The organism is Rhizobium mayense (genome assembly GCF_030272705.1).
GTDB lineage: Bacteria > Pseudomonadota > Alphaproteobacteria > Rhizobiales > Rhizobiaceae > Rhizobium > Rhizobium mayense.
Genome location: NZ_JARFYM010000056.1, coordinates 1 through 25097 on the forward strand (window position 1 = coordinate 1; position 25097 = coordinate 25097).

At 59.3% G+C, this 25097-nt stretch carries 20 protein-coding genes and 3 pseudogenes; 9 read left to right on the forward strand and 14 right to left on the reverse strand.

Translation table 11 applies throughout. The annotated features are described in order from the left end of the window. Nucleotides 1-3 precede the first annotated feature (3 nt). Nucleotides 4-189: pseudogene (locus tag PY649_RS32860) on the forward strand (RHE_PE00001 family protein); the annotation flags it as partial. Nucleotides 190-367: 178 nt separating this feature from the next. Then, nucleotides 368-943, forward strand: coding sequence for an HXXEE domain-containing protein (locus tag PY649_RS32865; protein ID WP_285873136.1), 576 nt, complete (start codon nt 368-370; stop codon nt 941-943). 229 nt (nt 944-1172) lie between these two features. Here PY649_RS32865 and PY649_RS32870 read toward each other — a convergent pair whose 3' ends face one another. The 10 genes and pseudogenes from PY649_RS32870 to PY649_RS32915 form a co-directional block, all read right to left on the reverse strand. Further along, complete coding sequence (locus PY649_RS32870) at nt 1173-2144, reverse strand: magnesium transporter CorA family protein (protein WP_285873139.1); 972 nt, start codon at nt 2142-2144, stop codon at nt 1173-1175. Between the two features lie 170 nt (nt 2145-2314). Further along, nucleotides 2315-2497 (reverse strand): annotated as a pseudogene (locus tag PY649_RS35265) (hypothetical protein); the annotation flags it as partial. 238 nt (nt 2498-2735) lie between these two features. Then, nucleotides 2736-5040, reverse strand: a pseudogene (locus tag PY649_RS32875) (hypothetical protein). Continuing rightward, nucleotides 5021-5374, reverse strand: coding sequence for a cupin domain-containing protein (locus PY649_RS32885; protein ID WP_285873141.1), 354 nt, complete (start codon nt 5372-5374; stop codon nt 5021-5023). The pseudogene PY649_RS32875 and the gene PY649_RS32885 overlap by 20 nt, the downstream one beginning before the upstream one ends. Beyond that, a complete protein-coding gene (locus tag PY649_RS32890) occupies nt 5367-6032 on the reverse strand; it encodes a cysteine hydrolase family protein (RefSeq protein WP_285873142.1) in 666 nt (221 codons plus the stop codon). The genes PY649_RS32885 and PY649_RS32890 overlap by 8 nt, the downstream gene beginning before the upstream one ends. After that, nucleotides 6029-7582: an ABC transporter ATP-binding protein gene (locus tag PY649_RS32895; RefSeq protein WP_285873143.1), complete on the reverse strand. Its 1554-nt coding sequence runs from the start codon at nt 7580-7582 to the stop codon at nt 6029-6031. The genes PY649_RS32890 and PY649_RS32895 overlap by 4 nt, the downstream gene beginning before the upstream one ends. Beyond that, nucleotides 7579-8295 (reverse strand): biuret amidohydrolase, encoded by a 717-nt coding sequence (gene biuH, locus PY649_RS32900; protein ID WP_285873144.1) that lies wholly within the window; start codon nt 8293-8295, stop codon nt 7579-7581. Before biuH ends, PY649_RS32895 begins: the two co-directional genes overlap by 4 nt. Nucleotides 8296-8305: 10 nt before the next feature. Further along, a complete protein-coding gene (locus PY649_RS32905) occupies nt 8306-9232 on the reverse strand; it encodes an ABC transporter permease (RefSeq protein WP_285873145.1) in 927 nt (308 codons plus the stop codon). Then, entirely contained in the window at nt 9232-10380 is a 1149-nt protein-coding gene (locus PY649_RS32910; protein WP_285873146.1) for an ABC transporter permease, read from the reverse strand. The genes PY649_RS32905 and PY649_RS32910 overlap by 1 nt, the downstream gene beginning before the upstream one ends. Before the next feature lie 21 nt (nt 10381-10401). Further along, complete coding sequence (locus tag PY649_RS32915) at nt 10402-11529, reverse strand: BMP family ABC transporter substrate-binding protein (protein WP_285873147.1); 1128 nt, start codon at nt 11527-11529, stop codon at nt 10402-10404. A 388-nt stretch (nt 11530-11917) separates the two neighbouring features. On the opposite strand from PY649_RS32915, the gene PY649_RS32920 reads away from it, so the two are divergent. The 7 genes from PY649_RS32920 to argE all read left to right on the forward strand — a co-directional run bounded on the left by PY649_RS32920 (nt 11918) and on the right by argE (nt 20185). Further along, entirely contained in the window at nt 11918-12541 is a 624-nt protein-coding gene (locus tag PY649_RS32920; protein ID WP_285873149.1) for a GntR family transcriptional regulator, read from the forward strand. Between the two features lie 487 nt (nt 12542-13028). Then, complete coding sequence (locus tag PY649_RS32925; RefSeq protein ID WP_285873151.1) at nt 13029-14294, forward strand: flavin-containing monooxygenase; 1266 nt, start codon at nt 13029-13031, stop codon at nt 14292-14294. Between the two features lie 74 nt (nt 14295-14368). Continuing rightward, nucleotides 14369-14782, forward strand: a complete 414-nt coding sequence (locus PY649_RS32930; protein ID WP_285873153.1) for a RidA family protein — start codon at nt 14369-14371, stop codon at nt 14780-14782. Between the two features lie 12 nt (nt 14783-14794). Beyond that, nucleotides 14795-15466 (forward strand): DUF1028 domain-containing protein, encoded by a 672-nt coding sequence (locus tag PY649_RS32935; protein ID WP_285873155.1) that lies wholly within the window; start codon nt 14795-14797, stop codon nt 15464-15466. 49 nt (nt 15467-15515) lie between these two features. Next, nucleotides 15516-16466, forward strand: coding sequence for a LysR family transcriptional regulator (locus tag PY649_RS32940; protein ID WP_285873156.1), 951 nt, complete (start codon nt 15516-15518; stop codon nt 16464-16466). Nucleotides 16467-16645: 179 nt separating this feature from the next. Next, on the forward strand, nt 16646-19003 hold the full coding sequence (locus PY649_RS32945) for a beta-glucosidase family protein (protein WP_432761454.1): 2358 nt from the start codon (nt 16646-16648) through the stop codon (nt 19001-19003). A 72-nt stretch (nt 19004-19075) separates the two neighbouring features. Continuing rightward, nucleotides 19076-20185 (forward strand): acetylornithine deacetylase, encoded by a 1110-nt coding sequence (gene argE, locus PY649_RS32950; protein ID WP_285873158.1) that lies wholly within the window; start codon nt 19076-19078, stop codon nt 20183-20185. A gap of 147 nt (nt 20186-20332) precedes the next feature. Here argE and PY649_RS32955 read toward each other — a convergent pair whose 3' ends face one another. The 4 genes from PY649_RS32955 to PY649_RS32970 all read right to left on the reverse strand — a co-directional run bounded on the left by PY649_RS32955 (nt 20333) and on the right by PY649_RS32970 (nt 24517). Continuing rightward, nucleotides 20333-21418 (reverse strand): ABC transporter ATP-binding protein, encoded by a 1086-nt coding sequence (locus tag PY649_RS32955; RefSeq protein ID WP_285873160.1) that lies wholly within the window; start codon nt 21416-21418, stop codon nt 20333-20335. Nucleotides 21419-21422: 4 nt separating this feature from the next. Then, a complete protein-coding gene (locus PY649_RS32960) occupies nt 21423-22334 on the reverse strand; it encodes a carbohydrate ABC transporter permease (protein ID WP_285873162.1) in 912 nt (303 codons plus the stop codon). Further along, on the reverse strand, nt 22331-23197 hold the full coding sequence (locus PY649_RS32965; RefSeq protein WP_285873164.1) for a carbohydrate ABC transporter permease: 867 nt from the start codon (nt 23195-23197) through the stop codon (nt 22331-22333). Before PY649_RS32965 ends, PY649_RS32960 begins: the two co-directional genes overlap by 4 nt. A gap of 87 nt (nt 23198-23284) precedes the next feature. Continuing rightward, on the reverse strand, nt 23285-24517 hold the full coding sequence (locus PY649_RS32970; RefSeq protein ID WP_285873165.1) for an ABC transporter substrate-binding protein: 1233 nt from the start codon (nt 24515-24517) through the stop codon (nt 23285-23287). Between the last annotated feature and the right edge of the window lie 580 nt (nt 24518-25097).

Below are 25097 nucleotides of genomic sequence, written 5' to 3' on the forward strand. Positions count from 1 at the left end.
CCGATCCGGGTCCCACCGCCGATTTCAAGTGCGGGCATCGAACTCGCCCGCCGGGACGAGCGGATCGGCCGCCCCGGCTGGATTGAGCGCATGCATTTCCGCGATGCGTCGGCCTCCCTGTGGATCGACGGCGAGCTCTTCCATCTCGAGGACCTGGTGCTGCACGACGCCACGAAGGATATTCGAACGTACGTGGGGCAGATTTGGTGGCACTGCCGGTTCGTCAGGCAATCCCGTCAGAATCGAGCATCTTAAACGCACGCAAAGATATGCTGTGCAATTGGGTCAATCCAAGCTGGGAAACCTGGTCAAACTTTGGCACAAATCGATACCCGCTAAAGAAACCCGAAATTCGCAGGAACTTCCCATGTTTGATCGCCTCTTCAAAAACTGGGTTTACGGTGGAATGCTTGCCGGTATCCTGATCCTCGGCCTCACACCCGTCATCCTGCGTGGCTGGACCTGGCCGATGATTGCCATTTTCCTGCAGCTGCCTGTCTACATGCTTCATCAATACGAGGAGCACGACGCCAATCGTTTCGGGCGTTTCGTCAACGACATGCTAGGCAATGGCCGCACACTGCTGTCATCGGCTGCGATTTTCGTCATCAATGTGCCGGGCGTCTGGGGCATCAATATGATCTCGATCTGGCTGGCGGCAGATTATGGTGCTGGCTTCGGGTTGATCGGCGTCTATCTGACACTGGTCAATGCGGTTGTGCATATCATCCCGGCCATCCGCCTACGGAGCTATAATCCCGGCCTCGTCAGCGGCCTCGTCTTGTTTCTGCCGCTCGGCATCTGGGCGTTGGTCGAGGTCTCATCTGTTTCGGGCGTCAGTTGGCCTCATCATGTGCTCGGCCTCCTCTCGGCGATCCTTATCCACATCGCCATCGTCGCCTATGTCTTAGGCAACCGCAGACGTGCCTCTCAGGAAAAATAGATGTGACTATCAAGAACGTTTCCATTGCGAATTGCGGTGAAATAGCCTGCCAGCTTATGTTCGCTCGCTGAAACGCTGCCACCGATTTTGCCCCACGTACTGCTGGAGGTCTGCGGCTCCGGGGCCTTGGGCTGCGGGGTGAACTCAGCTCCAAACAGTCAGCATAACAACAGAGGGAGGTCGACATTCTATGAGGTGTGGCCGATCACCCTGCTGCAGCCCGTAACCGTCAGAACCAGCCCTTCACTTTGAACCAAGCCAGAGGAATGATGGCGCTGAGGAGGATCACCGCCCAGCCATATTGATAGCCCCAGGCCCAGTCATATTCCGGCATGTTCTTGAAGTTCATGCCGTAGATTCCGGCCAGAAGGGTCGGAGGAATTCCGACAATCGACACGATGGTGAGAACCTTGAAGATGTCGTTTTGAGCAATGCCAATCAATCCGACGAGAGCGTCCAGGACAAACTGGACCTTGTTGGCAAGTTGCTCTTCATAATCAATCAGGGAATGAATATCGCGGCCCAGGATTGCCAGGCGCGGTTCAAGTTGTCCTGCGGACCAATCGTTGGCATGTAGTTCGGTATAGGCGACGATGCGCCCCAGAGCCTGTAGACTGTCCCGAACTTCTGAAAGCCGGTCCCCCAGGCGACCGACCTGACGCAATTGTATCCGCAGCAGACGATTGGCATGAGCAGCGTGGCGGCCGCGGGAGTCGTCCGCATGAAAGACATCGACGGACAGACCATTCAATTCGGCCGCAAGGTGCTCCAGCCCATCTGCGACTCGATCGACAATCTCCTCGCAAAGCGAGGTAAACACCCCGAGGCTGGATTTGGGAGCGCTCTCACCTGCGAATTTGGCGGCGACAGCGTCAAAGGCCGGCAAAGGCATGAATCGGACAGTAACCAATCGATCCGTTGACAGGATGAAACCGATCGGCGGGGTAGTCTCAGTCCCTGCTGGGTGCTTTGCAGCCGATGGCATGCTCATGTAGAGAACGCCGTTCTGATTTCTCAAGCGGCTCGACGATTCGATCTCACTGAGCGCTCCGAGGGAAGGAAGCGGTGCACCAAGACCCTTTTCCACATCCTTGATTTCGACACTATTGGGACTGAGGAGATCAATCCATAAGACCCCTGGCGCAAACGCTTTCGGCTGCACCTTTTCGCCGTCATGCGGCGTGGGGAAAACATTTAACATATCCTGCGGTCACTCCTGCAATCCGGGGCGAAGTTCTCAATCTATTCGATATCGCGCTTCATCAACGGCTTTTTGCAATCGCAAAAGGCGGCCGGATTGTGCAAAACACAAGGATAATGGTAGCCGGTGCGCTGATTTCCACCGATTTTGCCCCGGCGAAAGGGGCAGATTTATGAACGCAGCTCTGCATATCGGTATCCGTTCCAAAGCCGGGGATCTTTGCGCGCTTGGGCCCCTGCGACAACCAACCCCACTAGCAGCGCGGCGACGTTGCCGTCGAGGCCGAGTCGGTCGCCGAGGTAGTGCCAAAAAGAAAGCCCGAGCTTCTTACAGGTCTTCATTAGCCCGAGCATAGTGCGCTAAAGGCCTGGAAGCAGAAGCCCGTCCCGCGGGCAATCCCTGCCTTCCGACGACGGTTCGACCGGATCTTCACCCTGCGCACCGGCTATTATGCGCTCGACGCCCTGCTGGTGCGCGAAATGAGCCGAAAGGTAATCGACGGGAGGCCGAACCTGCCCCCGCGTCGGCGACAAGCTCGGGCCGTTCCGAGCGAGCCCGTATATGAACGAAGTTCCTCCAATCGCCCCCGGCCTATGCCGCTTCCCAGACCTGGTGCAGAATTTTTGCCGCGAGCGCCGCTTTGTCCTGCGGCAGGAACCGGCCATAATGCTGCTGCACCACATCCGGGGTATCCTGGATCGCATAGCTTGCCTGCTCGTAGGATCCTGTCTGTTTAAGGATGTGGGTCGCGAGAATGTCCCGAACATTGTGCGGCCCGTGCGGCAGCAGGCCCTGAATGGCGCCGCGACCAGTATAGGGGTTGTAGATCCCATATCGTTGGATGACGGTCCGCCAGGCTTCGTAGAATGTCGTGGAGTCGTATGCGGCTTCGGTACTGGTCGTCTTCACCGTCTTCACGAACAGGGTGCCGGGATCCTTTGCACCGGCGAGCAACACACCGCGATGTCGTTCGATATAGACGTCCAGGTATTTATAGAGATCGAGCAGATCGGGGAGGATCAACCGGAATGGTTTCTGGCCAAAGAAAGACGAACCGGAATTCTTGAAGGCGACTGACGGAATGAGGACTTCCCAGCCGCGTTCGCGATCGCTCCAGCGCAGCTCCCCGCATTTCATGTCTTCCAGCCGCCTCTCGGACGTCGGAAAGTGACCACGTGGGCAGACGCGGAGCTGACGAAGCTTCTTCTGCCGCAGCCCAAGATGAAGTCCCAGCCGAAGCGTCAGGAAGGAGCGGACAGCCTCCGCCGCCGGTCGCGGATAATGGCCTTCGTTCGGCATGCGTTTCAGGATTTCATCCGTGATCTTGCGGTATTCCGCGAGCGGGCTGTCCGCTTCGAGGATCACCATGATCGGCTCGAACGGATCGCAATGCACCCGCATGACCCGCTGAACTTCCTTCGAGCGATTGGCGGCATGTCGATGAAACGCATCGGAGGCGCCATGCCAGTCGCGCGAAGCGAATTCGATCTCCTCTGGCGCGATCAAACCGTCGATCGGGCGAACATTCCTCAGAAGCTCCGGATGCTGCCGGATCCAGCAGACCTCGGCACGGGTGAGGGCCTGTGCGACCATCAGCATGTCTTCTTCCCACTTGGTATAGAAGCCGCGCCGCTGCTCGCGCCATTGCAGATACCAGTCCCAGACGCCCGGGAAAATCAGCAAGCCGAAGGTCAACTGGCTGGGCAGGACGCCGCGGCCCTTGACGATGCCGGCGGGTGAGGCGGCCAGCGCACCGAACATTAGTCCCAGATGCTCGATCTTCTGGGAGGCCGTTTCCTCGCCCCACGCCATTGCGCTGAAAGCCGATCGCCGTCAGTGTCGAGGTCTTGAAGCGGATCAGGTCCGCCATCTCCATCGCCAGCCGCGGCGGCGCGTCGACCACGCCACAAAGAAGGTCCGGATCCTTGAACGATTCCTCGGCGCTGTGATTGGCGCCGCTGGTCAGGGCCGCCGACCGAGGAGACAGGGATGCTCCGCCATAGGTGATGCCGGGAAACCGGATGGCATAGCGTTGCTTGCTGGCCGCCGCCTGGTAGCGGCGATAGTCGGTGGAACCGGAGATGATGACACGCCGCACCCAGTCGAGGATTTCCTCGCGCTTGGAAAACGGCAGACTGCCAAAATCGTCCGGCAGATGCCAGGCCAATCGCCGCCGCTCGGAAGGACTGATATCACCAAGGTCATGACCGTTGAGCGATCGCGCCTGATGCGGAAGCTTGGCCTTGAAATATCCCTCCGGCAGTCGGTAGCGCCGCTCGATGCGGGCGAGGATATCGAAGCTCGCAACGGACCTCGGCGCGCGTTCACCATGGATCCATGACAACAGGGTCTTGTGGTCGAAGTTCTCGCCGAGACGAATGATCGCGCGATAGAGTTGCCAGTAACTGTCACCGAAGCGGCGCATCTGATAGATGAGGGCATCCTGAAAACTCTCGGGATCGTCCACCGCTTCGAAAAGCGGTTCGGGAAATTCCTGTATCGGTTTCGGCTGCGGACCTCGCGGCGCAGGGGCGGATTAGGCCGGAGTGTTGTCGCTGCCCAGCCGTTGAGGCTTGCGGTTCGCGGATGCCGTTGGTGTCGTCGCGCGACGAACGGGTTTGGGCGATCTGGTTTTCGGCTTTGGCAGTCGAACGTCTTCCGCCGCCGGCGGCATGTTGAGCCATCGGAGGATCGCATCGAAGCCAGGGCGCAGGTGCTTTTTCAGCTCCGGTGTTAATTCGTCTTTAATCCCGACGGCGTCCGCGATCGTTGTCCAATCGATACGGCCGTTCTGCATCGGTGGCGACTTGCGGTAGATGATCAGGCTGATGAGGTATGGTCGGATAGGGAAGCGATATCGAAAGCCAGTCCAGCTCTCATGCTGTCTCCTCTTCAAGTATTTTGACGGGCCGGTCCCATTGGATCAGCACGACGCAGCCGGTATCGCTCCAGACCGAATGTTCAGTGCCTGCAGCGTTCACCAAATAGCTGCCCTCGCCGTAGTCGCCGGCCTCGTCGGATTGGGTGCCCTCAAGCACCAGGATGGTTTCGAGCCCCTCGTGGCGATGGCGCGGCACGGACGCACCCGCCTCGTATTTGAGCAGCGCCACGCCCGGCTGGTCGCCTTCGAAGGGACGGATCCAGTGAATTGTCACGTCGGGTCGGAAGGGGCCAAATTCCAGTTCCTTCCAGCCGCCTGACGTCAGGAGTTCGCGGGTGGTTTCAGGCATGAATCGCCTCCAATATGTCATCCACATGCGCCGTCCAGCCGACGATCGCGCCCTGAGCGCGGATCATGGCGATGGCGGCCGCCTTGAATTCTGGGAAGTAGCTCTCGGTCGCCTCCTCGGCGAGCAGGCATTCGTAGCCGCGATCATTGGCCTCGCGCATTGTCGTCTGGACGCAGACTTCGGTCGTAACTCCTGCAAACACAAGCTGAGTAATGCCGCGCCGCTTAAGAATGTCGCCGAGGTCGGTGGCATAAAAGGCTCCTTTGCCCGGCTTCTCGATGACGATCTCGCCATTGATAGGTGCCAGCTCAGGCAGGATCGCCGTACCCAGCTCACCGGCGACCAGAATGCGGCCCATCGGACCCTCATCGCCGATACGGAGCAAAGGGTTGCCGCGGTTACGCTTGGCCTTCGGCAGGTCGGAAAGATCGGGTCTGTGGCATTCCATCGTGTGAATGATCGGCAAGCCCGCCTTGCGGAAGCCTTCGATCAGCCGTCTCACGTCGGGCACGATTTTCGTGATACGGCTGACATCGTTGCCGAGGCTTTCGCCGAAGCCGCCGGGCTCCGCGAAGTCGCGCTGCATGTCGATGACGATCAAAGCTATCTGATCGATCTTCGCCCCAAAGGCGAAGGGTTCTGCCTTGATCTCGATCACCAGTGATGCCCCGCCATGTGGGCGCCGATGACGCCGATATTGGCCGACAGCGCCGGCGTCTCGTAGACCAGCTTGCCCTCGGAAATGACCATGATACGGTCGGACATTTCCAGCAGCTCGTCCAGATCCTCCGAGAGCAGCAGCACGGCGGCCCCGGCATTGCGGGCGCGCATGATGCGAGCGCGGATTTCGGCGACGGCGGAGAAGTCGAGGCCGAAGCAGGGATTGGAAACGATCAACAGATTGACGTCGCCCGTCAGCTCTCGGGCGAGCACGGCGCGCTGGACATTGCCGCCCGAAAGCGCTGCGATGGGCGATGAAGAAGACGCGGTCTTCACCTTGAAATCGGCGATCAGTTCGGCGGCGCGCTTCTTCATCATGGCCGAGCTCAGCCAGATCGCATCCTTGCCATCAGGTTTGAGGTCAAAGGTACGGAAGGCGAGGTTTTCGCTGACCGTCATCTTCGGCGCGCAGGCATTCTGCAACGGCTCTTCGGGAATGAAGCGGACATTGTTCCTGCGCGTCTCCAGCCGCGTCGCGCCGTAGAGCTTGCCATTGACCATGACCCGACCCGAATCAGTCGGGCGCTGGCCGGCGAGAATTTCCGTCAGTTCCTTCTGCCCGTTGCCCGATATGCCGGCGATGCCAACGATCTCGCCGGAACGAACGACAAGATCGTCGATCTCGATCGTCTTGAGGCCTGAGCCATCGGGGGCCCTAAGGTCTTTCACCGCCAAGACCGGCTTGGCGAGATCGGCGACGGGAACGCGCGTGTCGAGTTCGGCGAGCTTGACATCGCCGATCATCATCGCGGCCATGTCTGAAGTCGAGAGTTCGGTCACTTTGCCCGTTCCAATCAGCTTGCCGCGTCGCAGGATCGAGACGGCATCGGCGAATTTCGTCACCTCGTGGAACTTGTGGCTGATCATCAGCACCGTCAGCTCGCTTCGCTCGGTCATGCCGCGCACCAGGCCGAGCATCTCGTCTGCCTCGGCCGGCGTCAGCACGGAAGTTGGCTCGTCGAGCACGAGGAAGGAGCGGCCGAGATAGAGCTGCTTGACGATCTCGAGCTTCTGCTTTTCGCCTGCGGCAAGCTCGCTGACCGGCCGGTCAAGCGGGATCTTGAATGGCATGCGCTCCATGAACGCGGTGAGGTCCCGGCGCTCCTTGGCCCAGTTGATCACAGTGGGCACTTCGGCGCGGCTGATGACGAGGTTTTCGGCGCCCGTCAGCGAAGGCACCAGCGTGAAATGCTGGTAGACCATGCCGAGGCCGTAAGTCGCGGCGTCCTTTGGCGAGGCGATCGTCACCTCGCGGCCATCGACCGAGAGCGAGCCGGAGGTCGCGTGGTAGAAGCCCATGATGCATTTGACCAGCGTTGATTTGCCGGCGCCATTTTCGCCGAGCAGCGCATGGAAGCTGCCGGCCGGGATGCTGACGGAGACATGGTCGAGGGCTGTGAAGCTGCCGAAGTGCATCGTCATGTCGATGGTATCGATGCCGACGGCCTTGCCTGCGGGCGGAAGGGGCGTGTCGCGGACGATACTCATGGCAGCGCCTCGATCAGCGCTTTGGAATTGGAAACGGATCCGAAGACGCCGCCCTGCATTTTCACCATCTTGATGGCGGCGAGGTGGTTGCCGTAATCGGTCGCGCCGCAGCAGTCTTCGAGCAATAGGCATTCGAAGCCGCGGTCATTTGCCTCGCGCATGGTGGTGGAGACGCAGACGTCGGTCGTGATCCCGGTCAGGATGATGTTTTCGATGCGTTTCTGGTTGAGGATCAGCTCAAGGTCGGTCGCGCAGAAGGAGCCCTTGCCTGGCTTATCGATGATTGCTTCGCCTTCGATCGGGTAGAGTTCGGGAATGATGTCCCAGCCCGGTTCGCCACGCACGAGAATGCGGCCACAGGGACCGCTGTCGCCGATGCCGGCACCGATGCGTTGCGAGCGCCAGCGCTTGTTGGCCGGTAGGTCGGCGAGATCCGGCCGGTGGCCTTCCCGCGTGTGGATGATGTGATAGCCCTTCTCGCGCATGGCGGACAGGACGGCCTTGATCGGCTCGATCGGTGCCTGGACCAGAGACAGGTCGTAGCCCATGTGATCGACATAGCCGCCCCTGCCGCAGAAATCCGTCTGCATGTCGATGACGATGAGCGCGGTATTATCCGGCCGCGGATCGCCGTTATAGGGCCAAGGATAGGGATCGGCGTCGATGTAGCTCAGCGTCTGGCCGGCCAGTTCCGCTTTGGGACGGCTGTTCATGGGGGATCTCCTATTTGGTCAATGAAAGCGCGCCGGGAGCGCCCGCAAGCGAGCGGGTCGGTGAGGACGTGGCAATAAGGATCACGAGCGTCAGCACGTAAGGCGCTGCGTAGAAGAGATAGTAACCTTCGGTGACGCCGACCGATTGCAGAGCAGGACCAAGGGCGCCGGCGCCGCCGAAGAGCAGAGCGGCCAGGAAGCAGCCGATCGGATTCCAGCGCGCGAAGATCACGAGGGCAACAGCCATGAGGCCCTGGCCCGAGGAGATGCGTTCATTCCAGGAACCTGGGTAATAGAGCGACAGATAAGCGCCGCCGACTGCCGCAAGCGAGCCGCCGACGGCGGTCGCGACCAGTCGGACGCGATCGGGGCGAATGCCCATCGCACGCGCCGCATCGGTGCTGTCGCCGACGACACGAAGGATGAGGCCGATCCTGGTATTCCGGAAGGCCCACCAGAGCAGAACCGCGAGCGCAATGCCGATCAGGAAGAGGGCGTTAATATCGAGTGCCGCCCGCACCGGCGCGAGTTCCGACCAGAAGCCGAACGGGATCGAAGGCAAATGCGCCGCCGCCGGTTGAATGAAGGGTTTGCCGAGAAAGAAGGCGAGGCCGAGGCCGAACTGCATCATGGCAATGCCAATCGCGATATCGTTGACCTTCGGCCATTTGCAGATCCAGCCATGCACAGCCCCGAAGACGGCACCCGTTGCCATCGCGGCGAGCACGCCAAGCCAGGGCGAACCGCTCATTACGTCGATGGCGTAAGCCGTCATCGCGCCGAACACCAGCGTGCCCTCGAGGCCGAGATTGATCCGGCCGGAGCGCTCAGTGATGGTTTCGCCGAGGCTGACGAAAATGAAAGGCGTCGAAACCCGGATCGCGCCCGCCAGGATCGCGAGCGGGACACCCCAAATGCCGATGGCTGAGTCTTCCATCATGCTCTCCCCTCGGCGAAGTCCCTGGTGTTCCAGAGATCGGGATTGAAGATCCTGAACCGGCCGTAGAACGTCTCGCAAAACAGGATGACGATGAAGAGGGTGCCCTGCAGAACGAGGACCGTTGCGTCGGGCAGACCCATGCGCCGTTGGATCAGTCCGCCGGCGGCATCGATGCCGCCGAAAAAGAAGGCGACGGGAATGATTGCCAGCGGATTGTGGCGTGCCAGGAAGGCGACGAGTATGCCGGTATAGCCGTAACCCGCGGCAAGCGAGGCATTGGCGCTACCCTGCACAGCGGCGACCTCGACCATCCCGGCGAGACCCGCGAAACCGCCAGCGATCGCCGTCAGCCCGCCGATCAATTTGCCGACCGGCAGCCCCTGGATCTGAGCGGCGCGAACATTGCCGCCGGCGATGCGTGCCGCAAAGCCGAAGCTCGTCATCTCGATCAGCACCCAGGAGACAACACAGGCCATGATGCCGATCACGAGCCCCCAGTGTACGTCCATGCCGGGAATGTTGCCCAGCATATAGTCCGATGGAAGCGGTTTGGTCGAAGGCTTGTTCAGGCTCGCCGGATCGCGCAGCGGCCCTTCGACGAACTGGTTCATCAGGGCGATGGCGATATAGGCGAGCAGCAGCGAGGAAATAGTCTCGTTGACGCCGCGATAATGGCGCAGCAAACCCGCGAGACTAATCCAGATACCGCCGACGACAAAGGCGGCAGCGGCCATCAAAATCAAAACGACGGGGACCGGCGCGGTACCGACGAGCGGCAAGGCGATCGCCGCCGCCGCGACGCCACCGAGAACGACCGCGCCTTCGCCGCCGATGATGACCAGCCCGAGGCGGACCGGCAGCGCAACGCAGAGCGCGGTCAGAAGCAGCGGCGAAGCTCGGCTCAGGCTGTTCTGGATGGAAAACCAGCTACCGAAGCCGCCGGTATACATTAGCTGAGAGAGCATGGCCGGCGATTTGCCGAGCGCGAGAAGGAAGAGGGAGAAAAGTGCGAGGCCGGCGAAAATGCCGCCAAGCGTGATGACGACAGGCTCTGCCCGCCGCGCCAGCCATTCCAGGACAGGGCGCAACGATGCCTGCCTCGTGGCCGCAAGAGAGAGTGCCGGATCATCGACCTTGACCGTCATGACGCTTCCCTCCCTTTGGGATCAGGCCGTGGACCCGACCACGCCCTCGACCAGGTAATCCATGCTTTCTAGCTCTATCGCGTCTTCGGCGTAGGCCTTGCCACCATCGATGACCTGCTTGCCTTTGTTGTCCTTCAGCGGACCCTTGAAGACGGAGAAGCCGCCGGCCATCATTTCTACCTTGGTCGCCTCGAACTTCTTGTGAGCCTCGGCGGAAACGCCGGGGCCAAGCGCGCTCATCTTGACGAAGCCGTCCTTCAGGCCGCCGCGAACGAAGTTCGGCAGGGCTTGGCCGGCCTGCGCCTGCTTGATGAAATTGCTGTAGACATTGCCCCAGGCCCATTCAGCGCCGGTCAGATATTTTTCCGGTGCAAGCGGGCTCTGATTGGCGTGGTAGCCGCAGACGAAGGCGCCACGGCCGGCAGCCGTCTGGACGACGACCTTGGGGCTATCGACATGGCACGTGATGACGTCGGCGCCTTGATCGATGAGCGCGTTGGTAGCTTCTGCTTCCTTGACCGCAAGCGACCATTCGCCGGTGAAGATCACTTGGCAGGTGATCGTGGGATCGACCGACCGGGCGCCGAGCAGAAACGCGTTGATGTTCTGCAGCACCTGCGGAATGGGCTTGGCGGCGACGAAGCCGATCTTCTTGCTTTTCGTCGCATAGCCCGCAGTAATGCCATTCAGATACTGGCCCTGGAAGATGTAGCCGAAGTAGGAGCCCGTGTTCATCGGGTGCTTGTCCTTCTGCCACAGGCCGCCGCAATGGCGGAATAGGACGTTCGGATATTTTGCGGCCATCGCCAACATGTGGGGATCGAAATAGCCGAAGGATGTCGGGAAGATCAGGGAGGCGCCGTCGAGATTGATCATCGACTCCATCGTCTTCTGGACATCGACCGTCTCCGGCACATTCTCCTCTTCGACTACGACTACCCCCGGCATCGCCTTGACGGCGGCAGCACCTTCTGCATGCGCCTGATTATAGCCGTAGTCATCCTTGGGGCCGACATAGATGAAGCCGACGGTCAGCGCCGTCTGTGCGGCGGCGCGAGATGCCAGCAGCCCGGGCGCAAGTCCGGCCAGCGCGCCGGCAACGGATGTCTGAAGGAAATTGCGACGGTTCATGGGAAGGAGTTTGGTCATCACGATGCTCCTTGCGGCGAGGAGAGCCGGTTAGTGTGGATACACCAAAGTGCATGCAATGATCATGCCAGATATTAACATATTGATTTTTGTTGATAATATTTATTGCACCGGAAGGCCATCTGGGAAATTTCATGCAACTTTGATACTAAAACGATCAAAATATGTGCATAGCCAATAAATAGATCAGAATGCGTACTTGAATACGCGAGCTTCCGCGAAAATCCTACATGCGGCGGACTTTCTCTACGTATAATCAGGTGCTTAATTCAACATTTGACTTTCATGCGTGTCAAATGCATGTGTATGCAGAAGGTAAAAGGCAGAATCAGTGTTGGGACAAGTCAGGCGCGCGCGGGTCGTCCGGGCAGGTAATACCGTCGAACTGATGGTGCGGGCGATTGCCGATATGATTGTGACGGGGCAAATGCTGCCTGGCGAGAAGCTTGATGAAATCTCGCTTGCGGCTCGCTTCGAGGTATCACGCACACCCGTGCGAGAGGCGCTGCGCGAACTGGGGGCGATGGGTCTTGTCGACCGCGAACCGAACCGCAGCGCTGTCGTAACCAATGTTACTGAAAACTATCTGCGCTCGATGTTCGAGGCGATGGCGGAGCTTGAGGGGATGTGCGCGCGGCTTTCGGCCGAGCGCATGACCGTGGACGAGCGGCGTCAGTTGGAAATCGAGCATCGGGCGTCAGCACGGTTGGTTCATCAAGGGGCGGATGAGGACTATGCCGCCTACAACGTCGAATTTCATACCCGGCTCTACCGCGGCGCTCATAACGACCATATTTACGAACTCGTTACCCAGAGCCGCGCCAGGCTCTCGCCTTTCCGGCGAGCGCAGTTCCGGCTGCCGGGCCGGTTGACGAAATCTTATGCCGAGCATGAAGAGATCGTGACGGCCATCATGAGAGCCGACGGGGTAGCTGCTGCACGCGCGGCCTATTCCCATGTTGAAATTGTGAGCGGCGTTAGCGCTATCTTTGCTAGCGCAGGCGACAAATAACAATCAGACTGCACAATTAAAGGTAGCAGCTACCGTATCGAGCGCCGATTTTTCTGGATTGCGAATTCTGGCCGAGACATCTGGAGAAAGATTTGTTTCAGGCCTTGTCTTGTACGATCATCAAAAGGTGGTCCCCTTCGGAGAAGGTCTATACGCCGTTCCGATTTCCGCATTGTGGCGTTAGCGCTTGGAGCGTCGGTTAAACTTCCAGATCCGTACATTCTTGAAATTCGAACGTGTCCGATGAAAGACAGGACCTGGTTCGATTCCCTTCAAGGCGAAGGTGGCCATTTCCAACAGTGTTATGCGGGCGACTGTCGCGGTATCGACGCTATAAGGCTTTTCGAAGTCACCTGCCTTCATCACGTTCATGCTTAGCGACAGGCTAAGCACTGCGAAATGAAAACGTAATTTTCTACCCTGGGCGGGTGCATTACAGCTGCGATGAGAAATCCTACAAAGCCCGAAATTGGGAAGAGGCGCAGCTATGTCAATTGAAATCGTGGACACTCTGGTTGTTGGTGCCGGCCAAGCTGGAGTTGCCATGAGCGAACACTTGAGCAAGGCTGGTGTTTCTCACCTTGTGCTTGAGCGCAACCGGATCGCCGAGCGCTGGCGTACGCAACGATGGGATTCTCTGGTCGCCAATGGTCCTGCGTGGCACGACCGTTTCCCTGGAATGGCGTTCCCCAATATGGGCCCAGACAGCTTTCCGACGAAGGAAGCAATTGCCGATTATTTCGAAGCTTACGCCAAGCAGATTGATGCTCCCATTCGCTGCGGCGTGGATGTGCGAAGTGTCGAAAGACATATTGGCCGCTCCGGCTTCCGTGTGGAAACGTCTGATGGTGTAATAGAGGCGCAGAACGTTGTCGCTGCAACCGGCGCCTTCCAGGTTCCTATCGTTCCAGAGCTTGTTTCGAATGCACCAGATATCGTGCAGATGCATTCGACCCAATATCGCAATCCTGACCAGCTAGCCGAGGGTGCTGTCCTCGTCATCGGCGCCGGCTCTTCCGGTACGCAGATTGCTGAGGAACTTCTCCTGGCAGGACGGCGGGTTTACCTGTCCGTCGGTCCGCATGATCGACCGCCGCGTGCCTATCGCGGTCGCGATTTCTGCTGGTGGCTTGGGATTCTTGGAAAATGGGACGCCGAAACGCCTGGTCCCGGCACCGAACACGTAACCATCGCCGTGAGCGGCGCGCGCGGCGGCTACACGATTGACTTTCGTCGCCTAGCTGGCCAGGGGATGACCTTGCTCGGCCGTGCGGTTTCCTTCGATGGAGCCGCGCTGGCTTTCTCGGAAGACCTTGCCCAAAACCTGGCACGCGGCGATGCCAACTACATGGCCTTGCTGGATGAGGCCGATGACTATGTGGCGCGAAACGGCATCGACCTGCCGGAGGATCCGGAAGCCCGCAGGATCGCGCCAGAGCCCGATTGCGTGGCTAATCCGATCCTCAGCCTCGATCTCAGGCAAGCCGGCATCCGCACGGTCATCTGGGCGACTGGCTTCACATCGGACTACAGCTGGCTGAAAGTGGATATATTCGATGAGCGTGGCCGCCCGAAGCATCAGCGAGGCGTTTCGGCCGAGCGCGGCATCTACTTCCTCGGCTTGCCATGGCAATCGCGCAGGGGATCAAGCTTCATCTGGGGCGTCTGGCACGATGCTAAGCATCTTGCCGACTGCATCTCGACCCAGCGCAAGTATGATGAATATCGCCCTTCGAACCGAAGCGGCGAGTGACAGCTTGCGTAGGCTTTCGTCGCTGCGCGAGCGACCGCCACTAAAGCATTTTCGCTATTCCGAGGAGTTCAAGCATGGTTCACACCCGCATCCGCAAGTTCAACACGAAAGACACCTACCCGGAGCAGAAGCTAGACAATGATCTCTGCCAGACGGTCGTTGCCAAAGGCACGATGGTCTTCGTTCGCGGTCAGATAGGTCAGGATCTCGACACGTCTGCCAGCGTCGCTATCGGCGACGTTTCTGGCCAGTCCGAACAGGCCATGGCCAACATCAAGATGCTTCTGGAAGAGGCCGGCTCCTCGCTCGATCATATCTGCAAGATCACCATCTACATCATCGACCCGCGTTATAGAGAAGCCGTCTATCGTGTTGTCGGCAAGTGGCTGAAGGGCGTCTTCCCTGTCTCGACGGGCATCGTCGTCTCTGCGCTTGCCCGTCCCGAATGGTTGGTGGAAGTCGACGCCATCGCCGTCATCCCGGAATAAAGGTATCGCCCCATGACCTTCTCCATCGCCGCCCGCTGTGCAGAAACCGGCATGTTCGGTCTCGCTATCTCCTCCTCGTCTCCGGCGGTGGCGGCACGCTGTTCGCATACACGTGCCGGCGCTGGCGTCGTCGCCAGCCAGAACATTACCGATCCAAGCCTGGGAATCTCGGGTCTGGAAATGCTGGCAATGGGCGCAACGGCCGAGGAGGCCGTGGGGCGCCTCGTGTTGTCGACGCCCTTTGCCGCCTATCGGCAGCTGGCCATCGTTGATGCGCAAGGCAACGTTGCCGGGCATTCCGGCGAGCGGACGCTGGGTGTCCACGCGCTGGCGAAAGGAACAGGCTGCATTGCCGCCGGCAATTTGCTGGCGAATCCCGATGTGCCTCAGCGCATGATCGCAGCCTTCGAAGCGGCTGGCGGCGACCTGCCATCGCGGCTAGTTCAAGCCCTCGCTGCCGGTCTTGAGGCGGGCGGAGAAGCAGGGCCGGTGCGCTCGGCAGGGCTGAAGGTCGTGCGCAATGTCGCCTGGCCGATCGTCGATCTTCGGGTCGACTGGCATGGCCAACCGATTGAGGCCCTACAAGGTCTCTGGTCTGTCTATGAGCCGCAGATGGAAGATTACGTCAAGCGCGCGCTCGACCCCAATGCGGCGCCAACCTTCGGTGTACCCGGGGACGAATAGTACCCCGATCGTTGCTTGTTCTTTTGACTAGCGGATTTATAAAGGCGCGATGAGATACACCCTGCGCCAGATCGAATATTTCATTGCGACTGCGGAGACAGGAAGTATCACGCTGGCGTCGGAGCGGCTGAACATCTCCCAGCCATCGATTTCGACGGCGATTACCCATCTGGAGACCGAGCTGCAAACGCAACTCTTCGTGCGCCATCATGCGAAGGGGCTTTCGCTGACGCCGGCCGGGCGGCTGATGTTGGTTGAGGCGAAGCAACTCGTTGAGCAGGCGGAAAACATCTATACTGTTGCCTCAGAGGTGAACGACAAGATCAGGGGCCAGCTGTCGCTCGGCTGCATGGTCACACTGGCTTCGATGATCATGCCGGAGCTTTCGCACTCTTTCACATCCGCCTTCCCGGAAACCCGGATCATTCAGACGGTCAGCGATCATGAGGAGTTGCTGGAAAAACTGCAGCATGCCGAGATCGACGTCGCTTTGAGCTACGATCTTCTCATTCCTGAAGGCTTCGACTTCGTACCGCTGGCCACGCTGCCGCCGCACATCCTCGTCGCGGAGGAACACCCTTTCGCACGCTATCCTTCCGTCAGCCTCGACGAGCTCGTCGATGCACCTTTGATCCTGCTGGATCTGCCCATCAGCCGCGAATATTTCCTTGGCCTATTTGCAAAATCGGGCGTCGAGCCGACCGTCGTCATGCGCTCGGCGTATCAGGATATTATCCGCACTATGGTGGCAAACGGTTACGGCTACACGATCGCCAACGTTCGCCCCCGGTCGCAGCTGGCCATGGACGGCCGGCCATTGGTACGTGTTCCAATCTCCGGCGGCCAGAAGCCAATGGTTATCGGAGTCATCACGCTGAATCAGAACCGCAAGTCACGGTTGATCGAGATGTTTCAACAGCACTGCCAGTCCTTCGTGTCGGATGACTATATCCCGGGAATGGTTGCGCCCGCCATGGAGCGACGCAAGGTGTCGGACTGATTCCGACCTGCCAAGTTTTTGACGAAGCGTCGCCTCGGAAAAAGATCGTTTCTCAGCGCTCGGCCGAGTGCCATGATTGCTTGCAACAGCTTTCCGGCCATGGCCATAAATGCGCCGGTCATCCTTAGATTGCCTAAGCTGAGATACTCTGGAGAAATAATGTGAATTCAGACAAGCTAATGAATGGCGACTTCGCGGCGCTGATCGCGGATATGACGAACGAGGAAAAAGTCGCCCTTCTGGCTGGGCATCGCATGTGGAAGACCAAGGCGATCGAACGCCTTGGCATTCCGAACATCGTCATGACAGACGGCACCTATGGCGTGCGCTACTCGATCCATCAGATCGACAATGACCAGGCCGGCGGCGTTGACTTCTCCGCTTTCCTCTCGGTCGTCGGCCGACGCGCAAGCCACGTGGAAGTGGCCTGGGGGGCGATGAAGCAGGCCACCTGCTTCCCGAACGGCTCCAGCCTCGGCTGCTCGTGGGATGTCGATCTCGCTCACGAGCTCGGTACGGCATTGGCGATGGAATGCCAGGAATTCGGCGTTCACCTGCTGCTCGGCCCGGGCATCAATATCCGTCGCACGCCGCTCGGCGGCCGCTCCTACGAGTATTATGGCGAAGATCCGGTTGTCAGCGGTGATTTCGCGGCCGGCGTCATCAACGGCTTACAGGAAAATGGCGTCGGCGCCTCGCTGAAGCACTTCGCCTGCAACAACTCCGAAGTCGAGCGTACGTCGATGGATTCCGTCGTCGACGAGCGTGCGCTACGGGAAATTTATCTGAAAGGGTTCGAGCGGGCGATTGCCAAGAGCAAGCCGTGGACTGTCATGAGTTCCTATAATCGCCTGAACGGTGTTCAGGCCGCCGAGGATCATTGGCTGTTGACGAAGGTGCTGCGTGAAGAGTGGGGTTACGAAGGCCTCGTGGTTTCCGACTGGCACGGCATCAAGGATCGCCCCGCGTCGCTCAAGGCCGGCAACGACCTAGATATGCCTGAGAGCGAAACCCGCAAGAGCGATCTGCTGCAAGCCATAGAAGCAGGCAAGGTCGACATGGCAGTTGTCGACGAAGCCTGCGCGCGGATGTTGGCGCTAGTGCGCGCCGGCAAGCTCGGCGAACGTCGTGACACCGTGTTTGACCGCGATGCGCATCACAGGCTGGCCCGTCGCATGGCGGCGGAATCAATGGTCCTCCTCAAGAATGACGATCAGCTGCTGCCGATCACGCCTGCCAAGGTCAAACGGATGGTGGTGATTGGCGAAGGCGCCGGCGTTCCGGTCATCCAGGGCTCTGGTTGTGCGACCACGACGCCGACCCTGGTCGACGTGCCGATCGACGAGATTGTCAAGCTGGCGGGCGATACCATCAAGGTTGATCAGTACCGCGGCACCAGCGAGGTGGAAGGCGAACGTGCCGCGCTTATCGCGGATGCCGTCGAGGGTGCGCGTGGCGCCGATGTCGTGGTCATCTTCGTCTGTACCGAAAACGGTTATGACGGCGAAGGTTCGGACCGCACCACTCTCGATCTTGCGCCGGGCCAGGATGCGCTGGTGAGCGCCGTTGCTGCCGCCAACCCGAATGTCGTCGTTGCCATCGCGAGCCCGGACGCGGTGGTCATGCCGTGGATTCCGGAAGTCAAGTCGATCGTCGAGATGTTCTTCTCCGGTCAAGCGACCGGTGGCGGCATTGCCGATATTCTCTTCGGTGTCGCCAATCCGTCCGGCAAGCTAACAACCACCTTCCCGAAGCGCATGCAGGACATGCCTTCCTACCTCGGCTATCCGGGCGAAAACGGCCGCCATTACTACGGCGAAGGCATCCATGTCGGCTATCGCTGGTACGACGCTCGCGAGATCGAGCCGCAATATCCCTTCGGCTTCGGCCTCAGCTACACCAGCTTCGCCTATTCGGAGCTGAAGCTGGATCGTCCGGAGCTGAATGCCGGTGAAGAGGTCGTTGCGAGCTTCACGGTGACCAACACCGGCCCTGTCGCCGGCAAGGAAGCCATGCAGCTCTATGTCAGCTATGGCAAGCCGAGACTGCAACGGCCGAAGCGTGAGCTGAAGTCCTTCGCCAAGGTGCAGCTGGATCCCGGTGAATCAAAGCGCGTGAAACTGACGATCCCCGCTGCCGATTTCGCGCTCTACGATTCCGGTAAGGGCCGCTGGATCCTCGATGACGATGCGGTTCAAATTGAAATCGGTTCTTCCTCGCGCGACATTCACTTGAGAGCGCCGCTGCAGATCCGCTCGCGTGCCTCGCGCCACCGCGAAGTGAAGTGGGACACCCAGCCGGTGTTCGTGCTCGCTAACCCGATCGCACGGGCCAAGTTCAACCAGTTCCTGCAAAAGCATTTGTCGATCGACGAGGCTGCTGCGGACCGCATGCTGGAGCATTGCGCCAACTCCTTCTTCGGCATGTTCACCACCTTCGACCGGCGCTTCCGCCAAGCTTTTCCGAAGGCGGATATTGCCGCTCTTCTGGCCGACATCAACAAGACGATGGCTGATGAAGAGACGATGGTGAATTAGTGCGCCATTGACGACAGACCCCGATGGAGGGCTCGCAATGCATGCGAGCCTTCCTTTTTTTGGGAGTACACCTTGAATACGCTTGACCTGCTTCATCGCCTCGTCGCCTTCCCGACCGTCAGCGCCCACAGCAACCTGCCGCTGATCGATTTCATCCGCGGTTATCTGACCGACCGCGGCTTCGAGTGCCGCCTTGTTCCCGATGGCAGCGGAGAAAAGGCGAACCTGTTCGCCAGCATCGGACCGAAACAGGACGATGGTATCGTCCTCTCCGGCCACACAGACGTGGTTCCGGTTGCGACACAGGCGTGGACATCGGATCCTTTCAAGCTGACGCGGCGAGACACGCGACTGCATGGCCGGGGCGCCACCGACATGAAAGGCTTCCTTGCCAGCGTGATGGCCGTTGCAGACCGCATCGATCCAAAGTTATTGAAGCGGCCCCTGCACATTGCCTTTTCACACGATGAGGAGATCGGCTGTGTCGGCGTCCGGTCACTGATCGACGTGCTGGCAAAAGAGCGCTTCAAGGCATCGCTCTGCATTGTCGGCGAGCCGACGTCCATGTCGATCGCTCTTGGTCACAAGGGCAAGATGGCGGCGCAGGCGCGTTTTCGGGGTGAGGCGGGGCATTCTTCGCTGGCACCGCGTTTCGTCAATGCCATCCATCTTGCCTGCGATTTTGTCGGCACGCTCCGCGGCTTACAGAAGGAGATCGCGGATATCGGCCGGCAGGATGCGGACTATGAAGTCCCCTATACGACGGTTCATGTAGGCAAGATCGCCGGCGGTGAAGTTCTCAATATCGTTGCCGAGAGGGCCTCGGTCGATTTCGAGATCCGCCATCTGGCGGAAGACAATGTAGAGGCGATCCTGGCCCGCATTCGCGCTTCTGCAGGCGCCGAGCCCGAAATCGAGGTTCGCAACGCCTATCCCGGGCTTGCAACGTTGGACGACAGCGCCGCCACGATCTTCGGAAGGCACCTGCTCGATGAGGCGCGAACAACCAAGGTGTCGTTCGGGACAGAGGCCGGATTGTTCGCGACAAGACTGGGTCTGGAAACTGTGGTGATCGGCCCCGGCAACATGGACCAGGGGCATCAGCCGGACGAATATATTGAAGAGCGGGAGCTGCAGCGCTGCGATGCCATGATGGACCGGCTGATCGAGCAACTCTACTGAGGATAAGGAGGCAGTTGCAGCATTCGGCGATCGCGAAGGCAGCAACTGGAGCGCTTCAGTGCTTCACGGAATCGCTGAACCGCTCTATCCTTCTGTTTTTACGCAATTCCGGATGGAAAACCGCTCCGCACTTTTCCTGGAATTGCTTTAGAGGCGCTGCTCGCTTTCCTTCGAGAAGATCGAGGCAGTGGCCGGATTGAATGCCAGGCGTGCGTCGTCCGACAGCCCGCGCGCCTTTGCGGCGGGTAGGCGAACCGACAGCTTTTGTTCCGCGAGGGTAAACCAGACAAGCGTGTCCGCGCCCATCGGCTCGACGAAGGTGATCGGCGCCGCAAGCGTCGGCAGGGTTGCCCGCTCGTCGGCTAGCTGGATGTCTTCAGGTCTAAAGCCGATGACGATCTCCTGGCCATCGACGGCCGGCCGTCTGAATGGATAGGCGTCGATCGGCAAAAGATGATCGCCAATGGCGGCCATCGGCTCGCCGTCCTCGATCTTGATGCGCGCGGAGAGCAGGTTCATGCCCGGGGAACCGACGAAGCCGGCGACGAACAAGGTCTCGGGCTTCTCATAGAGTTCGTCCGGTGAGGCATACTGCTCGATCTTGCCGCTCCTCATGACGGCAACGCGGGTCGCCAGCGTCATCGCTTCGATCTGGTCGTGGGTGACGTAAACGATGGTGCTGCGCAACTCCTGATGCAGCTTCTTGATCTCCAATCGCATCTCGGTGCGTAGCTTGGCATCGAGGTTCGACAAGGGCTCGTCGAAAAGGCAGATCGGGCTGCGGCGCACCAGCGCCCGGCCGATTGCCACGCGCTGGCGCTGGCCGCCGGAAAGCTGCGACGGGCGGCGATCGAGCAGCGGCGCCAGCTGCAGCAGGTTGGCGGCCCATTCGACGCGCTTTGCGATCTCCGCCTTCGGCACCTTGCTAACGCGCAGGCCGAAGCCGAGGTTCTTGCGCACCGTCATCGTTGGGTAGAGCGCGTAGGACTGAAACACCATCGACATCTTGCGGCGGCTGGAATCAATATTGGTTACATCCTGATCGCCGGCGATAATCTTGCCGGTGTCGAGATCTTCGAGCCCGGCGATGACGTTTAGCAGCGTCGACTTTCCGCAGCCGGAAGAGCCGAGGAGGACGATGAATTCGCCACTGGCAATCGAAAGATTGATATCGCGAAGGATATGCTGCTGCCCGAAGGACTTGTTTGCATCGATAACGGAAATCTGTGTCATTGCTTTAGCCCTTCACCGCGCCGGCGGCGAGGCCGCGCGCAAAATAGCGTCCGGAAAGAATGTAGATGAGAAGCGGCGGCAGCGCGGTGAGGAAGGTCGCGGCCATGTTCACATTGTATTCTTTGACGCCGGTCGTTGTATTGACGATATTGTTGAGCTGCACCGTGATCGGCAGGTGATCTCGCCCGGCGAAGATCAGGCCCAGCAAGAAGTCGTTCCAAATGCCGGTCGCCTGCATGATGATGGCGACCACAAGGACGTTGACGGACATCGGCAGCATGATCTCGAAGAAGATCGTGAAAAAGCCGGCGCCATCCATCTTCGCCGCCTTCGAAAGTTCTGGCGACACGCCCTGGTAAAAATTGAAGAACAGCAGCGTCATGTAGGGCAGGCCGAAGATGATGTGGATTAGGATGATCCCCGGTAGCGTGCCGTAAAGGCCGACAGTGCTGAATATCCGGACGAGCGGATAGAGAATGACCTGGTAGGGAATGAAGGCGCCGAGCATCAGCGACAGCAGCATGACGCGGCTGAGTTTCGACTGCCACTGCGACAGCGCGAAGCCGGTCAGCGCGCCGAACAGGATCGAGAAGATGACGCTGGGCACGACAATCTCGACGGAATTCCAGAAATTGCCGTGAATGCCGTTGCACTCGATACCCGTGCAGGCCGTCAGCCATGCCTTGGTCCAGGCATCGAAATTCAGGCTCTGGGGCAGGGTGAAGATGTTGCCGGTGCGCAGTTCGTCCGTTGTCTTCAGCGATGTGGAGATCACCAGTAGCAGCGGGATCGCGTAATAGACCAGCGCGAGTGAAAGGATGATATAGAGGAGAACACGGCCGGGCTTTGTCTTGCTTGCGTGAGGCACGACATGGACAACTGAAGCCTCGGATTGGGCGAGAGGGGTCGCAGTCATCGCTTCTGCCTCTTAAGCTCGATATAGACATAGGGGGAAAGGGCGCAGATCACCGACAGCAACATCAGGATAGCCGCAGCTGCTGCCGTGCTGATATTGGCGCGTTGGAACAGCAGGTCGACCACGAACTTTCCAGGCACATCGGTACTGATGCCGGGACCGCCACCCGTCATGGCGACAACAAGGTCGTAGCTTTTGACAACGGCGGTTGCCAGCAGGATGACGCAGGTGAGGATCAGCGGGCGTAGCATGGGCAGCACGATGCTGACGTAGCTGCGCCAGACGGGAATTCCATCGATCTTTGCGGCGCGCCAGATATCGCTGTCGACGCCGCGAAGGCCGGCGAGCATGATGGCCATGACAAGCCCCGAAGACTGCCAGATGGCGGCGATCGAAACGGCATAGATCGCCTTTTCCGGGCTCGCCAGCCAGTTGAACTGGAAGCTTGCCCAGCCGAAGCTGCGCACGAGGGCTTCAATGCCAGTCGTTGGGTTCAGCAGCCATTGCCAGGCGAGGCCTGTCACGACGAAGGACATGGAAAGCGGATAGAGGAAGAAGACGCGGAAAACCCCTTCGGCCTTGACGTTTCGATCGAGAAGCGCAGCCAGCGTCGTGCCGATGATGAGCGAGCCGGCGATGAACAGACTACCGAAGATCAGCATATTAGCGAAGGCCGTGTGCCAGCGCGGCATGGACAGCAGCGTCACATACTGGCCGAACCCGTAGAACCTATAGTTCGGCAGCATCGTCGAATGCGTGAGCGAAATATAAAACGTCCAGAGGATCGTGCCGTAGAAGCACACGGCGATAACCAAGGCACCGGGCACAAGAGTCAGCTTGGCCGCCAGATTCTTTCTAAACATTGCTTGCCCCCGTTCGTCGACACCGCAACTCATTTACGAAGCTGCCCCGGCAACCATGCCGGGGCAGCAGACACCTAACGGCAGGGCTTAGTTCCGTGCAACGATGTCAGCATACTGCTTGGCAGCATCGGCAGGGGTCATCGACGGGTTGCTCCAGAACTGGGTTACTAGATCCTTGATGGCGCCGACCGTTTCGCTGGTGAAGGAAAGTTCGGCGTTCGGAGCGAGTGCGTTCGGATCCTTGAGCAGTCCGGCAGCCTTCTGTGTGCAGATATCGGCGTTCGTGAGGTTTACGTCAATGCGCGGCGGCAGGGCGCCCTTGATCGCGTTGAAGGCAACCTGGGTTTCCGGTGCGATCATCACGTCGACCAGCAGCTTGCGAGCGGCGACCTGTTCGGGCTTGTCACCAACCGGGAAAACGAAGGTATCGGAGACGATGTTCAGCACGCCGTTCGTGCCCGGTGCCAGTTCGCAGCCATAGTCCTTGCCCGGCGTCAGGCCGGCAGCTTGGAATTCGCCCTTAGCCCAGTCGCCCATGATCTGCATCGCAGCCTTGCCGGTGATGACCATGTTGGTGGCGTCGTTCCAGTTGCGATTGACATTGCCATCGTCGACGTAGCCGCGCAGCTTGGCGAAGGTTTCGAAGGACTTGACCATCAGCGGGCCGCCGGCGACGTCGACGTCATGCTTGGTGTAGACGTCGGTGTAAAACTTGTTGCCGCCGGTTGCGATCATGATCGAACGGAAGACAAGCGCTTCCTGCCAGGCCTGCCCGCCGAAGGCGAGCGGCACATAGCCCTTGGCCTTGATTTTGTCGGCAACGGCGAAGAACTCCTCCCACGTCGCCGGCGGCTTTACGCCGACGTCGTTCAGGACCTTGGTGGAGTACCACATCCAATTGGCAGTGCCGATATCGATCGGAACGGCGTAGAGGTGACCGTCGATGCTTGCTTTGTCGACGACCAGCTTCGGCAGGAATGTCTGCCAGCCCTTGGTGGAGGCGATGTCGTCGATCGGCGCCAGGACGCCTTGTTCGACCAGCGGCTTGATTTCGCCGAGATCGACGACCATCGAGGTCGGTGCGTCGCCGCCGGCGAGACGGCTGAGAACGGCGGCGCGGGCAGCTTCATATCCGGTGACCGGGCTGTCCTTCCAGGTTCCACCCTTCTTTGCAACGTCTTCTGCGATGACTTTGATCGCGGCGGCTTCGCTACCACTGGTCCAGTAGTGCATGACCTCCGCCGTCTGTGCAAAAGCCTCGTTCGAAAGCAGCAAGGCAATCGCGGTGCCTGCACCGATCAGTGAAAGTTTCATTCCCATTGTGGTCCCCTTATTGGTTTCATTTCCGGGACCGAGTTAATTTTGTCACCTCGAAAATAGCAATTTTGATTTTATGTGCCATTGCGTCGCCAAAACCGATGCTCAATGAGGCGATTGCTCAGTGCTTGTTGCGGCGGTGAACCCTTTCCGGATTAGAATTGTCGATCCCACGGCCTGCCATTGGCAACGGGCATGAGGCAATTTGTATACTCATCAGGTGCTGCCAAACGAAACTTGAGGTGTTGAACGCGGGATATATCCACACGCTTGATGCAGAATATTAGACCAAAATGATTCTCTCGTTGGATGTGAAGCAGCGCTAGACTTCAGCCCGTTGAATACACAATTGTCCATAAATACCTGTTATGTCACCGACACCGAAAAATAGCGGGGTCAATCGTTCTTTTCCCTTCAAGGCGATGGTTCACGACAGCAAGCATCTAAATTTAATTTGCTGCTTGTTTCGTGTAGTCGGCCATTCCGCGATAGGCCGTGAAATGGCTTGGCTAAGCTGCTTGGGCGTTTCCGCCGGCGATGCTTGTTGAATGCGGCTGCCGCATCGCCCTTAACTAGCATTTTA

What these genes read in the sequence shown, in the direction of transcription:
- PY649_RS32885 (WP_285873141.1), bottom strand. Translation starts at nt 5,374, where the DNA reads ATGCCTGAAACCACCCGCGAACTCCTGACGTCAGGCGGCTGGAAGGAA.
- PY649_RS32945 (WP_432761454.1), top strand. Translation starts at nt 16,646, where the DNA reads ATGAATGGCGACTTCGCGGCGCTGATCGCGGATATGACGAACGAGGAA.
- biuH (WP_285873144.1), bottom strand. Translation starts at nt 8,295, where the DNA reads ATGAACAGCCGTCCCAAAGCGGAACTGGCCGGCCAGACGCTGAGCTAC.
- PY649_RS32920 (WP_285873149.1), top strand. Translation starts at nt 11,918, where the DNA reads ATGGTGCGGGCGATTGCCGATATGATTGTGACGGGGCAAATGCTGCCT.
- PY649_RS32930 (WP_285873153.1), top strand. Translation starts at nt 14,369, where the DNA reads ATGGTTCACACCCGCATCCGCAAGTTCAACACGAAAGACACCTACCCG.
- PY649_RS32955 (WP_285873160.1), bottom strand. Translation starts at nt 21,418, where the DNA reads ATGACACAGATTTCCGTTATCGATGCAAACAAGTCCTTCGGGCAGCAG.
- PY649_RS32895 (WP_285873143.1), bottom strand. Translation starts at nt 7,582, where the DNA reads ATGAGTATCGTCCGCGACACGCCCCTTCCGCCCGCAGGCAAGGCCGTC.
- PY649_RS32925 (WP_285873151.1), top strand. Translation starts at nt 13,029, where the DNA reads ATGTCAATTGAAATCGTGGACACTCTGGTTGTTGGTGCCGGCCAAGCT.
- PY649_RS32915 (WP_285873147.1), bottom strand. Translation starts at nt 11,529, where the DNA reads ATGACCAAACTCCTTCCCATGAACCGTCGCAATTTCCTTCAGACATCC.
- PY649_RS32870 (WP_285873139.1), bottom strand. Translation starts at nt 2,144, where the DNA reads ATGTTAAATGTTTTCCCCACGCCGCATGACGGCGAAAAGGTGCAGCCG.
- PY649_RS32965 (WP_285873164.1), bottom strand. Translation starts at nt 23,197, where the DNA reads ATGTTTAGAAAGAATCTGGCGGCCAAGCTGACTCTTGTGCCCGGTGCC.
- PY649_RS32910 (WP_285873146.1), bottom strand. Translation starts at nt 10,380, where the DNA reads ATGACGGTCAAGGTCGATGATCCGGCACTCTCTCTTGCGGCCACGAGG.
- PY649_RS32935 (WP_285873155.1), top strand. Translation starts at nt 14,795, where the DNA reads ATGACCTTCTCCATCGCCGCCCGCTGTGCAGAAACCGGCATGTTCGGT.
- PY649_RS32865 (WP_285873136.1), top strand. Translation starts at nt 368, where the DNA reads ATGTTTGATCGCCTCTTCAAAAACTGGGTTTACGGTGGAATGCTTGCC.
- PY649_RS32970 (WP_285873165.1), bottom strand. Translation starts at nt 24,517, where the DNA reads ATGGGAATGAAACTTTCACTGATCGGTGCAGGCACCGCGATTGCCTTG.
- PY649_RS32960 (WP_285873162.1), bottom strand. Translation starts at nt 22,334, where the DNA reads ATGACTGCGACCCCTCTCGCCCAATCCGAGGCTTCAGTTGTCCATGTC.
- PY649_RS32940 (WP_285873156.1), top strand. Translation starts at nt 15,516, where the DNA reads ATGAGATACACCCTGCGCCAGATCGAATATTTCATTGCGACTGCGGAG.
- PY649_RS32905 (WP_285873145.1), bottom strand. Translation starts at nt 9,232, where the DNA reads ATGGAAGACTCAGCCATCGGCATTTGGGGTGTCCCGCTCGCGATCCTG.